Source organism: Atopobium sp. oral taxon 416 (genome assembly GCF_018128285.1).
GTDB lineage: Bacteria > Actinomycetota > Coriobacteriia > Coriobacteriales > Atopobiaceae > Olsenella_L.
Genome location: NZ_CP072380.1, coordinates 2,669,869 through 2,683,176, shown reverse-complemented (window position 1 = coordinate 2,683,176; position 13,308 = coordinate 2,669,869). Strand labels below are relative to the sequence as shown.

The 13,308-nt window shown below is 64.5% G+C and carries 13 protein-coding genes and 1 pseudogene; 10 read left to right on the top strand and 4 right to left on the bottom strand.

All coding sequences use genetic code 11. The features are described from left to right. The first annotated feature begins 94 nt into the window (after positions 1 to 94). Positions 95 to 1,687, top strand: coding sequence for a glutamine-hydrolyzing GMP synthase (gene guaA, locus J4859_RS14110; protein WP_212330778.1), 1,593 nt, complete (start codon positions 95 to 97; stop codon positions 1,685 to 1,687). 593 nt (positions 1,688 to 2,280) lie between these two features. Here the strand turns inward: guaA and J4859_RS14105 are convergent. Then, positions 2,281 to 2,706, bottom strand: a complete 426-nt coding sequence (locus tag J4859_RS14105) for a helix-turn-helix domain-containing protein (RefSeq protein WP_249113665.1) — start codon at positions 2,704 to 2,706, stop codon at positions 2,281 to 2,283. Between the two features lie 153 nt (positions 2,707 to 2,859). Between J4859_RS14105 and J4859_RS14100 the strand changes: the two genes are divergently transcribed. Together J4859_RS14100 and J4859_RS14095 are read left to right on the top strand one after the other, a co-directional pair. Then, positions 2,860 to 3,930, top strand: a complete 1,071-nt coding sequence (locus J4859_RS14100; protein ID WP_212330772.1) for a site-specific integrase — start codon at positions 2,860 to 2,862, stop codon at positions 3,928 to 3,930. Next, positions 3,930 to 4,298: a DUF1778 domain-containing protein gene (locus J4859_RS14095; protein WP_212330768.1), complete on the top strand. Its 369-nt coding sequence runs from the start codon at positions 3,930 to 3,932 to the stop codon at positions 4,296 to 4,298. The genes J4859_RS14100 and J4859_RS14095 overlap by 1 nt, the downstream gene beginning before the upstream one ends. A gap of 60 nt (positions 4,299 to 4,358) precedes the next feature. Here the strand turns inward: J4859_RS14095 and J4859_RS14090 are convergent, their stop codons facing one another. Together J4859_RS14090 and J4859_RS14085 are read right to left on the bottom strand one after the other, a co-directional pair. Beyond that, on the bottom strand, positions 4,359 to 5,609 hold the full coding sequence (locus tag J4859_RS14090) for a sensor histidine kinase KdpD (RefSeq protein WP_212330765.1): 1,251 nt from the start codon (positions 5,607 to 5,609) through the stop codon (positions 4,359 to 4,361). 38 nt (positions 5,610 to 5,647) lie between these two features. Continuing rightward, a complete protein-coding gene (locus J4859_RS14085) occupies positions 5,648 to 6,355 on the bottom strand; it encodes a response regulator transcription factor (protein WP_212330763.1) in 708 nt (235 codons plus the stop codon). Between the two features lie 172 nt (positions 6,356 to 6,527). Here J4859_RS14085 and J4859_RS14080 point away from each other — a divergent pair, with 172 nt between their 5' ends. The 4 genes and pseudogenes from J4859_RS14080 to J4859_RS17970 form a co-directional block, all read left to right on the top strand. Beyond that, on the top strand, positions 6,528 to 7,427 hold the full coding sequence (locus J4859_RS14080) for an ATP-binding cassette domain-containing protein (RefSeq protein ID WP_212330761.1): 900 nt from the start codon (positions 6,528 to 6,530) through the stop codon (positions 7,425 to 7,427). After that, positions 7,427 to 8,173, top strand: a complete 747-nt coding sequence (locus J4859_RS14075; RefSeq protein WP_212330759.1) for an ABC transporter permease — start codon at positions 7,427 to 7,429, stop codon at positions 8,171 to 8,173. Before J4859_RS14080 ends, J4859_RS14075 begins: the two co-directional genes overlap by 1 nt. A 1-nt stretch (position 8,174) precedes the next feature. Then, positions 8,175 to 8,909, top strand: a complete 735-nt coding sequence (locus tag J4859_RS14070) for an ABC transporter permease (RefSeq protein WP_212330757.1) — start codon at positions 8,175 to 8,177, stop codon at positions 8,907 to 8,909. Between the two features lie 51 nt (positions 8,910 to 8,960). After that, positions 8,961 to 9,230 (top strand): annotated as a pseudogene (locus tag J4859_RS17970) (YxeA family protein); the annotation flags it as partial. Here J4859_RS17970 and J4859_RS14065 read toward each other — a convergent pair. Then, on the bottom strand, positions 9,203 to 10,042 hold the full coding sequence (locus J4859_RS14065; protein WP_249113664.1) for a DDE-type integrase/transposase/recombinase: 840 nt from the start codon (positions 10,040 to 10,042) through the stop codon (positions 9,203 to 9,205). The pseudogene J4859_RS17970 and the gene J4859_RS14065 sit on opposite strands and share 28 nt — an antisense overlap. Positions 10,043 to 10,396: 354 nt before the next feature. On the opposite strand from J4859_RS14065, the gene J4859_RS14060 reads away from it, so the two are divergent. From J4859_RS14060 to J4859_RS14050, 3 genes are read left to right on the top strand one after another with little or no spacing between them, the layout of a single operon-like run. After that, positions 10,397 to 10,813: a hypothetical protein gene (locus J4859_RS14060; RefSeq protein ID WP_212330753.1), complete on the top strand. Its 417-nt coding sequence runs from the start codon at positions 10,397 to 10,399 to the stop codon at positions 10,811 to 10,813. Continuing rightward, positions 10,810 to 11,652 (top strand): radical SAM protein, encoded by an 843-nt coding sequence (locus tag J4859_RS14055; RefSeq protein WP_212330750.1) that lies wholly within the window; start codon positions 10,810 to 10,812, stop codon positions 11,650 to 11,652. The genes J4859_RS14060 and J4859_RS14055 overlap by 4 nt, the downstream gene beginning before the upstream one ends. Next, the gene (locus J4859_RS14050; protein ID WP_212330747.1) at positions 11,649 to 13,277 is read left to right on the top strand and encodes an ABC transporter ATP-binding protein; all 1,629 of its coding nucleotides are present in this window, start codon (positions 11,649 to 11,651) and stop codon (positions 13,275 to 13,277) included. The genes J4859_RS14055 and J4859_RS14050 overlap by 4 nt, the downstream gene beginning before the upstream one ends. Positions 13,278 to 13,308 lie beyond the last annotated feature (31 nt).

Here is a 13,308-nt window from a genome sequence, read left to right as displayed (position 1 = left end):
CTGTATAGATATTCGTCTATTATGTATATACTCTTTACACTTGTAGCGGCTATAGTTGTCGCTGCAGGTAGTACGATATATTCAGGAGGAACGTATGCAAAGCACAAGACCCCATCAGTTAGTCGCAGTGCTTGATTTCGGTGCACAGTACGGGCAGCTGATCGCCCGGCGCGTGCGCGACTTACATGTCTATTCGGAGATTGTGCCTTGTGACATCAGCGCTGAAGAGTTGCGTGCGATGTACCCTTCGGCCATTATCCTCTCCGGTGGACCTGCCTCGACCTGTGCGGAGGATGCACCTGATATGGATGCGGATATCTTTAACCTCGGCCTTCCGATCCTGGGTCTCTGCTATGGGCAGCAGATCATGGCTAAGAAGCTGGGCGGCAAGGTCGGCTATACTGACAAAGGTGAATATGGGCCGGCAACGCTGCACCGGACTGACGGGAACAGCCGTCTTCTGGCGGATACCCCAGGTGAGCAGACCGTGTGGATGAGCCACCGCGATGTGGTAGAGGAAGTCCCGGAGGGCTTTACGATCACCTCGACGACAGTGAGCTGCCCGGTAGCCTCAATGGAGAACCGCGAGCGGGGCTTCTATGCGACCCAGTTTCATCCAGAGGTCCGCCATACCCAATATGGTATGGTGATGCTCAAGCACTTCCTCTTCGATATCTGCCACCTGCAAGCTTCCTGGACGATGACAAACCTGATCGACGAAAAGGTCCAGGAGATCAAGTCACAGGTCGGGAATTCCAAAGTCATTCTAGCTCTCTCCGGCGGCGTTGACTCCGCCGTCACTGCCGCGTTAGTACACCGTGCAGTAGGGGACCAGCTCACCTGTGTCTTTATCAACCACGGAATGCTGCGCAAGGGTGAGCCTGAGATGGTGGAGGAGGTCTTCCGCAAGCAGTTCAAGATGCCGCTTATCCACGTGCATGCAGAGGAGCGCTACGCGGAGCTATTGAAAGGCGTAACCGATCCGGAGCAGAAGCGCCGTCTGATTGGCACTCAGTTCTGGAAAGAGTTCTTTGCGGTCGCGCAGAAGCTCGATGGGGTTGAGTACCTGGCACAGGGTACCATCTACCCAGACATTATCGAATCTGGAGCCCGTAAGACTGGCGGCAAGGCCTCAACCATCAAGAGCCACCACAACCTGATCCCATTCCCCAAGGGGACCCACTTCGATCTAGTGGAGCCCTTGGATCACTTCTTCAAGGACGAAGTGCGGCAGCTCGGCATCGCCTTAGGCCTTCCGGCGGGCATGGTGTGGAGGCAGCCGTTCCCAGGACCGGGACTGGCGATCCGTATCATCGGCGAAGTCACGCAGGAGAAGCTGGCAATTTTGAAGGAAGCCGACGCAATCGTGCGCGAGGAGCTTGATGCCTATAACGAGAAGCTCTTTGAAGAGACCGGTGAGCGCAACTCCGAGCACAGCTGTTGGCAATACTTTGCAGTGCTGCCAGACATCAAGAGCGTCGGCGTGATGGGTGATGAGCGGACCTACCAGCGCCCGATCATCGTGCGTGCGGTTGAGTCCTCTGACGCTATGACTGCAGACTGGGCGAAGTTACCCTTTGACATTGTCGGCCGTATCTCCAGCCGTATCGTTGATGAGGTGGATGGTATCAACCGTGTGGTCTACGACGTGACGCCGAAACCGCCTGCGACCATCGAGTGGGAGTGAACTTTGCCCTCATTCCGTCTAGTTGCAAGCCTCCCGTCTAGTGGCGGTGGTTAGCATCTAGTGGTGGGAATAGGACAAAGCCGTCGGAACTTTCGATGAGTGGAATTCGCCGAGCAGCCCCGAAATCAAGCGATTTCGGGGCTTGTTTTATGTGGTATGACCTGCGGAAATACTCTTCACACCTGTTCAACGCCCACACAGGATGAGATTAGTTGGTACCAGTTGGGACTCGTTCCAAAAAGGTGCCAATACCAACGGAATGATTCCATCGCGTTTTTCGGTCGCGGCGCCATCTTGGGGCCCTGCGTGTAGTCACCGTGTAGTCACCCCGCCTCTCGGCGCTCCGATTTCACGTTTGCGCAGGTAGGAGCGAAGAGTGACAAACCGCCCGAAGACCGGGTTCGGACGCGTTTCCGGCGGGTTCTGACGGCATCCGAAGACCCTGGAGTCACTCTCGCCACGCGTCCCAGAACCCTGCTCCGAACGTTTATGGGACGCTTTCGAATCGCAGTAGTTGCCGAAGAGTGACAATCCCGGCGGAAAGAGAAGGGGGGCCGCCCGCGCGCCCCCGACACAGCTTTATCTGCGCGCCCTCAGCCCCTGAAGCGCGCCTTCCAGGCCCCGTAGTCCTCCTCGGAGATCTCCCCGGCGGAAAGCCGGTCGCGCATGCGCTTCCAGGCCTTCAGGGCCTGGGCGGCCTTCTGGGAGCCAGGCCTCGACGGGTCGGGGGCGACGGCGACGCCGTCCTCGGTGACCACAGGCGAAAGCCCCAGCTCCCGCTCGCAGCGGAACAGCACCTCGAGGGCGCCCCTCGCGCCCTCCACGCCGATGTCGCGGATGGCGTCCGGCGACACGTCGAGCGCCTCGGCTATCCTCTCGATCTGCTCGTCGCCCGGCGTCCTGATGTCGCGCTCGTAGTTGCGGATGGCGGACTCGGTGAGACCCACCTCCTCGGCGAGCTCCCTCTGGGTCATGTCGACGTCGTTGCGGTACCTTCGTATGCGCTCGCCAATGCTCACGGGTCCTCCTAGCTCCTCGGATGGGGAAAGCATATTACAGCACGCAACCGTGCGCAAACATTTGACAGCACGAAAACGTGCTGATATAGTCCGAGAATATGCAGCACATTATCGTGCTGCTCACTCCTCCGGAATGATTGCGAGGCGCATGGGATGTCGGTAAGGATCGAGGCGAACGGCACTTGGACCGCGCAGGTCTGGTACCGCGACTACAGCGGCGCGAGGCGCCACAAGACGAAGCGAGGCTTTGCCTCCGAAGACGACGCCGCGGCGTGGGAGGCGGAGTTCGCCAGCGGCGCAGACGGCGCGGTCGGCTCGACCTTCGCCGCCTTCTACGAGGTCTACGCGGCCGACATGAGGCCGCGCCTGAGGGAGCACACCTGGCACACCAAGAAGTACATGATCGAGGGCAAGATACTGCCGTACTTCGGGAACATGCGCGTCGACGAGATAGAGCCCCTCGACGTCGTGCGCTGGCAGAACAAGCTCATGTCGTACCGCAACGCTAAGGGCGAACCCTACTCCCAGACCTACCTCAGGACGATAAACAACCAGCTCTCCGCAATCTTCAACCACGCCGTGCGCTACTACGGCCTCGCCTCCAACCCGTGCGCGCGCACCACGAGGATGGGCTCGTCGAAGGGCGGGGAGATGCTCTTCTGGACGCGGGACGAGTACCTGAGGTTCTCCGACGCGGTGGCGGACAAGCCGGAGAGCTACTACTCCTTCGAGGTCCTGTACTGGTGCGGGCTGCGCGTCGGGGAGCTACTGGCGCTCACGCCCGCCGACTTCGACTGGACGCGCGCCGAGGTCAAGGTGACTAGGTCCTACCAGCGGCTCTCCGGCCGCGACGTCGTCACGCCTCCCAAGACCCCCAAGTCGGTCCGGGACGTGGTCATGCCGGAGTTCCTGGCCGAGGAGCTCAGGCCGTGGATCGACTCGCTCGGCATAGGTCCCGACTCGAGGATCTTCACGTTCACGAAGGCGAAGCTACACCACGAGCTCGACCGCGGGTGCGCTAAGTCCCACGTCAAGCGCATCCGCATACACGACCTGCGCCACAGCCACGTCTCGCTGCTGATAGAGATGGGCTTCTCCGCCGTGGCGATCGCCGAGAGGCTCGGGCACGAGAGCGCCGACATCACATTCCGCTACGCCCACCTCTTCCCCGACAAGCAGGGCGAGATGGCGCGCGCCCTCAACGCCTCGAAGGAGGGGTTCTGATGCCATGCCCCAACGACCGCAGGGAGCGCAGCGTCACCGTCGGCTTCAGGATGACGCCGGAGCAGAAGCGCTGGCTCGACCGCGTCGCCGAGGAGAGCGGGATGTCCAAGCAGGACTTCATCATGGCGCGGCTGCGCGACGAGGCGATCGCCGTCGTGCCAAACGTCCGGGTGTACCGGGCGCTGCGGGAGCACATGGTGGAACTGCTCCGGGAGCTGAGGCGGATCGGCGCGGGCGGCACCGTCGATGAGCGCCTGCACGAGGAGATCGAGCGGCTCACTCGCGAGTTCGTCGACCTGCGCGGAGGGACCGGCGCATCTACCGTCAACACCGAGCGTCTCGATATCCTGGGGATGAGGCGCCGCTAGAGCCCCTGCCGCTTCCGAAAACCGCCTCCCGGTTCCCGTATCGAAGAGCCGGGGCGCGCTTCACCGGGAGGGACTCGCTTTGAGATTGCGTTTCATATGGCGGCCTCCGGCGGGCAGGGTCACGGCGCAGCGGCACCCCCCTCCCGCGTTGTTCGAGAAGCGCGCATTCCCGCCGTGCGCCGCGGCGATGCGCCGCACAATCACGAGGCCAAGACCATGCTCGGGAAGGTCGGAGCCCGGCCTCCTCCCGAGCGCCGCGAGCGCATCGGCCCCAAGGCCCCGGCCGTCGTCGCTCACGACGAGCACTAGCCGCCGGCCGAACGGGGTGCCGAGAAGCCCGCCTCGGACATCAAGGGAAACCGTCACGCGGCAGCCCTGCAGGTTGTGCCGGAAGCTGTTCCCCACGAGGTTTACCGCCATGCGACGCAGCAGCGACTCGCTCCCGCGCACGCAGACGCCCTCGGCGGCAGGCGCCACGTCAAGCTCCAGCTCGCAGGCGCCCGTCCCCTCGTCCAGGAAGCCCGCCACCACCGACCGCAGCACCGCCGCCAGGCGCACGTCCCCGGCGTCGATGGGCTCCATGGCGTAGCGCAGCCGGTTCACCGCGTTGAGGTCGGCGAGCAGGCCTGCCGCCTCCCTCGACTTCGCCACGATGCGGGCAGCCCGTTCGCGCGCGCCGGCATCGAGCCCGGGATCCTCCATCAGGCGCGCGGCGTCGGCAACGACCGCGGAGAGCGGCGTCCGCACGTCGTGGGACACGGCGGCGACCCACTCGTTGCGCGCGTCGTCGCGCCGCTTCCACGAGCGCCGGGAGAGCGCGCTCACGAATACGACGAGCGAGACCAGGTTCACGCAGAAGAGCGCGATCAGGAGCAGCACGCCGCCGCTGAACTCGTCGAAGCCCTGCGAGAAGCTGTACTTCCAGGCAGAGCCCCTGGGGGACCCCACCACGACGAGCTTCCCATCGCGCCGCCAGCAGGACACGGGGTAGTCGTTGAGGTACCAGCGCGCGAAGGAAGCCACGTCCGCCGGGGTGTAGCGCGTGGGCACGTCGTCTGGCACGCCGAGGCCCCAGACCACGTTTCCTCCCTCGTCGATGAGCAGGGCCCAGCTGTCATTGTCGCGAAGCGCCTGCTCCATGTCCGGCGGGACGGCATACGCCCCGTCCCGCTCGACGATCGACTCGGACACCTTCGAGGCCTCCGGGGCGGTGCCGCCGCCCGCGAGGCCCTCGGCGTACATGGCGGCCCCCACGACGGCCATGTTGACCGCGAGGATGGCAACGGCACCGAGGACGCAGGATGCGGCCAAGCCCGCGACTCTCCTCAGCCGTGCGCGCAGCGGCCCCCTCATCGCGCCTCCTCGCGCATGAGGCGGTAGCCCAGCCCTCGCACCGTGACGACCCAGCGCGGGTGGGAGGGGTCGTCCTCGACCTTCTCGCGCAGGCGCCGCACGAGGATCGCGAGCGCGTTGGCGTGGCCGAACTCGTCCCCGTAGACGCTGCAGCAGAGCTCGTCCGTCGTCACGATGGAGCCGCGGCTCTCGTTCAGCCTCTTGACGAGCGCGTGCTCCTTCGCGGTTAGCGTCGACTCGACGGCGCCGAGGCGCCTCACCTCGCCCGTGGCCAGGTCCACCTCCGCCTCTCCGAGCGCGATGGCGGGCAGCGCGTCTGGCAGGTTGTAGCTGCGGCGCAGGACGGCCGCCAGGCGCAGCAGCAGCTCGGCGGGCAGGAATGGCTTGGCCACGTAGTCGTCCGCCCCCAGGCCCAGGCCCCGCAGGCGGCTCGCGTCCTCGTCGCGCGCGGAGAGGACGCGAGCCGGGGCGTCGCTCGTCTCGCGCACCCGGCGCAGCAGGTCGAAGCCGTTGCCGTCGGGCAGCATCACGTCGAGCAGGAGCAGCTGGGGCTGCCAGGTCGCGACCGTGAGCAGGGCGTCGGCCACGGTCCCAGCGCCGCGGACGGACCGGTAGCCCTCGCGCTCGAGCAGCTCGGTCAGCTGCCCGAGCAGGGTCGGGTCGTCCTCGACCACCAGCACCCGCGCCTCGTGTATGTCTCTCATGCCGCCTCCCAACTCCGGCCCCCATTGTATCCCGGGGCGGGGTTTCCCAGGCCCGGAGCGCCCTCGCCCCACCCGAAACGAAAGGCTCGCGAAAGGTTGGGGACAGGCGAGAGAAAGGCGCATCCCCCAGAATCCGAGCTGTCGCTGAAGCAGACGAACGAAAGGAGCGAGCATGGCAACTCTGGCTATCGCCACGAGCGAGCTCACCAAGTCATATGGCGGGGCGCGCGCCGTGGACGGCATCGAGCTCGAGGTGCCCGAGGGCGCGGTGTACGGCTTCCTCGGCCCCAACGGGGCGGGCAAGTCCACCACGATGAAGATGGTCCTCGGCCTGGTGCGGCCCACGGCCGGCGAGGTGGAGGTGCTGGGAGAGAGGATGGACCGGCGGAACCGGCTCGCTGTCCTCGCGCACGTGGGCTCACTCATCGAGAGCCCCAGCTGCTACAGGCACCTGACCGCGCGCGAGAACCTCGACATCGTCCGCAGGCTCAAGGGGCTGCCCGACGAGTCGATCGACGAGGCGCTCGAGACGGTGGGCCTGGCAGGCACGAGCAGGAAGCTCGCCGGGCAGTTCTCGCTCGGCATGAGGCAGCGCCTGGGGCTGGCCGCCGCGCTGCTCGGCAACCCCCGCCTCGTGCTGCTCGACGAGCCCACCAACGGGCTCGACCCCGAGGGCATCCACGAGATGAGGGAGCTCATCCGCGGGCTGCCCCGGACGCACGGCACCACCGTCCTGGTCTCGAGTCACCTGCTCTCGGAGGTCGAGCAGATGGCTGACCACGTGGGCATTATCAGCCAGGGGCGGATGGCGTGGCAGGGGACGCTCGAGGCCCTACGGGCCCGCGCGCGCCGCCAGCTCGCGTTCCGTACGACGGACGACCGCCGCGCGGCCGCGCTGCTGGGGGCCTCCGACCAGGGCGGGTGGCTGCTCGCGCCCTTCGCGGACGACGAGGCCGTCGCGAGCTCCTCCCTCGCGCTCGCTCGGGAGGGCATCGGCGTCGTGCGTATCGAGGAGCGCAGCGAGGGCCTCGAGGACATCTTCCTCGCCCTCACCGAGGGAAGGGGGCTGTGATGGTCGCGGTCGCCCTCGAGTTCGCGAAGCTCAGGCGCAGGAACGTGTGGTCCCTCTGCCTCGGCGCCGCCGCGCTGTGCGTCGCGTGGATGGCGTCCGACGCCGCGCGCGCAGCCCAGGGGGCGGCGGACGGGACGTCGGCCCTGCTCTACATGGCCCCGATTGTCAACTCCATCGTCATGACCCTGTTCGCCGCCGTCGTCTCGTCGCGCGCGTGCGAGGTCGACCACGAGGCCCAGGCCCTGAAGGAGCTCCTGTGCCTGCAGCGGGCGGGAACGGTGTTCGCCGCCAAGCTCGCCTGCAGCCTCGTCCTCATCGCGGCCGCGGTGGCGCTGGAGACCGTAGGCCTCGACGCACTGGCATCGTACAAGGGCTTCGCAGACCGGCCGGGGGCCGTCGGGCTGGCGGCATTCGCCGCCTGCCAGATAGGGCCGGCGTTCGCGGTCGCCGCGCTCGTGCAGGCGGTCGCCCTCCGCTGGGAGAACCAGTTCGCCTCGCTGGCGGTGGGCCTCGGCCTCTCGCTCACCGGCCTGTTCAGCCTGTTCTTCCCTCCCGCCGTCCAGCGCCTGGTCCCCAGCGGCTACTTCGGGCTGCTGTCGTGCGTGCGCATGGACTGGGACCCGGTCGCGAGGACGACGTCCTTTTACAGCGTCCCCTTCCCCTGGGGCGACGCGGCGCTGCTGGCCGCGATGTGCGCCGTGCTCGTCGCCGTCTCGGCGTGGTGGTTCTCGAGAAAGGAGCTCTAGCATGAGAGCGCAAGCCCTGCGCGCGGAGGCCGTCAAACTGCGCCGCGCGCCCATCTGGATCGCCTACGCGGTGCTGCCCCTCAGTGCCTCCGTCATCGGCACCTTCAACTACCAGCAGAACCTGGGCCTGCTGACCCCTGGGTGGGAGAACCTCTGGACTCAGCACACCCTGTTCGAGCTCTGCTTTTTCCTGCCGGCGCTCGTCGGCGCGGGATGCTCCTGGCTCATGGGCCTCGAGCATGCGGGCACCAACTGGAACCAGGTGCTCGCGAGCCCCGTCGCGCCGTGGCGCGTCGTCGCCGCGAAGCTCGTCGTGGGCACGGGCATGCTGGGCGTCGCGCTCGCCGCGACGGGGGCTCTGTTCGTGGCCCTCGGCAAGGCGGTGGGCCTCCCGGGCCTCCCGTCCGGGGGCTGCGTCATCAGCCTGCTGCTCGCATGGGCCGGCGGCGTGTCCGTAGTGGCGGTGCAGCTGCTCGTCTCGGCAATTGTGCGCAGCTTCGCCGCGCCGGTGGGCGTGGCTCTCGCGGGCGGCATCGCGGGCCTCGTGCTCACGGCAAAGGGCTGGGGCATGTGGTGGCCCTGGGCACTTATGCAGATGGGGGCGAATAGCAGCGGAGGAGGCGCTCTCGCGGCCTCGGACCTCCCCGCGTTCCTCGCCATGTCCGCCATCTTCACCTGCGCGGCGCTCTGCGCCTGCGCCCGGGTCGTGGCGAATGCCGGGGCGCCCTCATCGTGAGCCCGTCAGGTGCGGGACCGAATTATCAAAGCGAAAGGAAAGGACCCAACGATGGCACGAAGGATAACGACAATCGTCATGACCGCCCTGGTGCTCGCGGCCATGGCGGGCGTGTTCTACCTCACGAACACGGACAACGCGTCCACGTGGTACGTCCGGGTGGACGACGCAGCCGCGCAGAGCACGGGCCGCGGCGGCGCGGAGGCCTGGGAGTACACGCTCGACGCCTACGACGAGGGAAGCGGGCACCGCCAGCTCACCTTCACCGCCGGCAAGCGGCTCAGGGACGGCGCCTACCTCGAGCTCGGGTACATGCCCGTGCGCGAGGTGGTCTCGTGGGAGGAGGTCAAGCCCGAGCAGGTGCCGGACGCCGCGAGCCACTCGTTGAACAGCCGCGAGCGGTATCCCGGCCCGTTGTCGGTCATCACGCGCTCGACCTCGACCCCAAGGCCCCGGTAGAAGTCCCGGGCGCGCCCCATGAACGCGGCGCAGGCCTCCTTGCGCTCGTCGCCGAGCAGCTCGGCGTAGGCCACCCTGCTCCTGTCGTCGACCGCCACGTGCAGGCAGGCGGTGCCCGCCCCCGAGTCGGCATGGCGCGGGGCGTCGGCGCCGCGCGCCCTCCAGCCGCCGTCGGGCGGTATGCGCGCGACCCTCCTGACGTCGACGTGCACGAGCTCGCCGGGCCTCTCCCCCTCGTAGCGGCGCGGGGTCGCGGGACCGCGCCTCCTGGGCTCGCCGGTCACGCGGTCGACGTCGGCAAGGCGCGGCAGGCCGTTGCGCGCGACGATCCTGGCGCAGGTGCGGGCGGGCACCCCGGTCTCGGCGGCGAGGGCGAGCGGGGCGAGCAGGCGGGCGCGGCGGGCCTCCACGACCCTTGCCTCGACGTCGGGGGGCGTCAGCCTCGCGAGTCGCGAGGGGCGGCTGCGGCGGTCCGACAGCCGCTCGCCCGCCTCGGCCCTCGCGATCCACTTGTGGGCCGTCTGCCTGCTCACGCCCGCCTCCCGGGCGGCGGCGGACACGCTCTCGCCGGCGCGTGCACGCTCGACGAGCCCCTGCCGTCCGCGGGGCGTGAGCCGTGAGTCAGAATGCTGGAACAAGGAGGGCTCCTCTCGCTGCAACCTTCGACAATTCACAGCTTGGAGGAGTCCTCCCCTTTTGTCACGTCATGTGTCAACAACCTGTTGGCACACAACAGCTAGCCGGCGTCAAATCTCAACAAAAGACGATCTATTTTCAACCGTATGTGGTATCATTAAACATATAGATAGAAATTTAGATCGTCAATCAGCTAAGGAGGCGCTCGAGTATGGAATGGATCATTAAGCCAGTTGAAGATGAGGATGTTTTGGGTAGGTGCCATGTGATGTCTCCGTGCAAAAGGGGGCTGGACTGACGGGTGTTTTTTGCGCCCCTTTGATTGCGGACCAGAGTGATTGGCCGATATGAAGTTATCTCAGTATAATTATGTTCGGGAACAGAAAGATGGAGTGCTCCTCTTCAATACGAACAACAAAGGGCTGCTTCGGCTGGACTCTGAGTTTGCGGCTAAGTATAGAGAATTGGAGACGGGCCGCATTGATCCTTTGGATGACTTCACCGGCGCTCTATTCACTAATGGATTTATAGTCGATGATGATATCGACGAATTTGAGGCGCTTCTCGTCAAGAACCTGTGCCTTAGATACAACGAATCTAGGGCACAGGTTACTATTGCGCCAACGACGGGATGCAACTTCGCTTGCCCATATTGCTACGAGGCCGGGCTGGCTGCTCTTACGATGTCCGGAGAGCGTGCGGCTGCTGCGGCACGCTTCGTGTCGGAAGAGTTTGGGAAGGCCAAAGTCCTGATGGTGAACTGGTATGGGGTGAGCCATTACTCTGTCTCGACCGTATCGCCCAATTGACAGAACTGATCAGAGGGGCTCTTCCACCTGAATGTAAGTACGAGGCATCCATAGTTACCAATGGCTATCATCTGACAGAAAGAGCTGTCAAGGTGTTGTGCGATTGTGGCGTTCGGGAGGCCCAAGTTACCATTGACGGCGCGGAGCGACCGCATGACCTGAGAAGAATACCAAGCAATGGAGAGCCTACCTACGAGAGAATTCTGCATAATATCAAGTCTGCTGTCGATGACATTGGAATAACGATTCGCGTGAATGTGGATGCAGATAATTCTGCAGATCTTGATGGGTTGCTGATAGATATCGACAGGATGGCCCTCGCAGGGAAGGTGGGCATATATCTAGCCATGGTTGATGATGCACTAGGTGACGACGGCCATAGTAGTACACGTTACCTAGATGCGAAGGCTTTTTCTACTGTTGAATCCCTGTTTTACTGGAGCGCGATTGAGCTTGGGTTTGATGTTGGGCTTTTCAGGGGGTCGGAACCAGGGATTTGCTCGGCGATAGCTCTCGGCTCTGCGGTGATAGACCCAGAGGGAAGTCTGTGTAAGTGTTGGGACGAGATGGGCTGTTCAGATAAGAGTTATGGCACTGTTGATGCGCCGCGGTTCTCATCTTTGAACAGTTCACGCTGGTTGAGGTACGTCCCTGGCCAGGAAGGAAAATGTCACCACTGTGTCTACTTTCCGCTCTGCTGGGGAGGATGTCCCCGCGAGGCACTGGAAGGTCGAAAAGACATGTGCGGCCCAATCAAATACAACCTTGATGACAAGATTGACCTCCTGGCTCTTCAGAGCGCACATTCGCGGGAGACGTCCGCAGGAGGGTGCCCATGAGGGCGCTTATCGCCGCGTGCTGGTCCAGCATCGATGATCATGGCGGGTTCGTGAGATATCTCCTCCTGAGCCTTTTTGCCGCGTTGCTGGGAAACCTCACGCCCCTGCTTGCCGGGCTTATGATCAACATGACGCTGGCGTCCGGTGACGTTGTGCGCAGCATAGCGCTTGCGGGAGCCGTCCTGGCGGCGTTGTGTTGTGTCTCGAATCTCTGCTCGTACAAGGCAGTGCTGCTCTACACCTACCTTCAGGCGGACTCGTCGTTCGAGCTTGACCTGCGTGCGACCGGACACATTCAGCACCTCCCGCACAGGTTCTTTAATGACTTCGATCCCTCGTACTGGCGCAAGAGGCTCGACGATGACACCAACGGCCTCTCGCTCTTCTTCCTCCAGGCGCTCACGGGCGTCGGGGAAAATGTCATCGCTGTTGCCATTGCGGCGGTGTCGCTGTTCATGGTGAGCCCGCTCGTGTGCATCCTCTGCCTTGTGTCAACCGCGGCGTCGAACCTCTCCTATCGCATCTTTAGCGAGAAGTTCGCCAAGTCCCAGCAGGCCTTTGTTGAGGAGATGGCGCGCTACTCCGCCATCGCGCTCTGGCAGCTGGCGAAAATCCCCTTCATTCGCCGGAACGTCCTGTTTGAGCGAAGCGCCGATGAGATGAGGCGCTCCTACTCGGCCGTCCGTCCGGCCATGTACAAGACCAACTGCATCGCTGCGCGGATGACCCTGTTTGCAGATGTCACGCGGAGCCTCTCGCTTGCCATCGTCCTCATAGTCGCGGCGGTGGAGGTTGCCTCGGGACACATAGAGGCGGGCTTCGTTGCCACGGTGTACGGGTACTTTGCGACGCTGGTGACGTCCATGGAGTACTTTCTCAAGGTGGGACGGGAATACCAGCAGGCGAAAGTCAACCTCGGCCGCCTCACGGAGCTATGGGAGAGGAAGGTCGAGGACGTCGGAGAGGCGTGCGTCCGTGGCATCAAGACCGTGCGCATGCGCGATGTGACCTGCGAGTTGGAGGCGGGCAGGATCACCTTTGACGGAGTCTCCGCAACGTTTGCCAAAGGGAGGCTCTATGGCATCGTGGGGCCAAACGGCAGCGGGAAGAGCACGCTCATGACGCTGCTGTCTGGAGACCTTCGGGGATGCTGGACGGGCGAAGTGACGCTTGACGGGACGCCAATCGACGACATCGACCAGTACGATCTGCGAACGCATGAGATCGGCTATGTCGAGCAGGATTCCGTGATGATACGCGGCACGCTGAGGGACAACCTGACTCTGCTGTGCGATGGCCCGGTGAGCGACGAGCGGCTTCTCGACGTGATGCGCGAGGTGGGGCTTGACGCAATCGCCAAGGTGCCTGACGCCCTTGGCATGCAGCTTGGGGAAGGCGGTCGGCAGCTCTCGGGAGGAGAGGGTCAGAAGGTTGCCATCGCACGGGTGATTCTCAAAGATCCTGGCGTGGTCTTCCTGGACGAGCCGACGTCCGCCTTGGACGAGGGTTCGAGGGAAAGGTTGCTTGCCGTTCTGGACGATCTCAAGCGCTCGCGCATCGTGATTACCGTCTCGCATGACCCCGAGCTCCTGGCGGCGTGCGACGAGGTGCTCCAGATGTCGTAGCGCTGCCCGTAGCGGCATCGCCCTCGGCCGA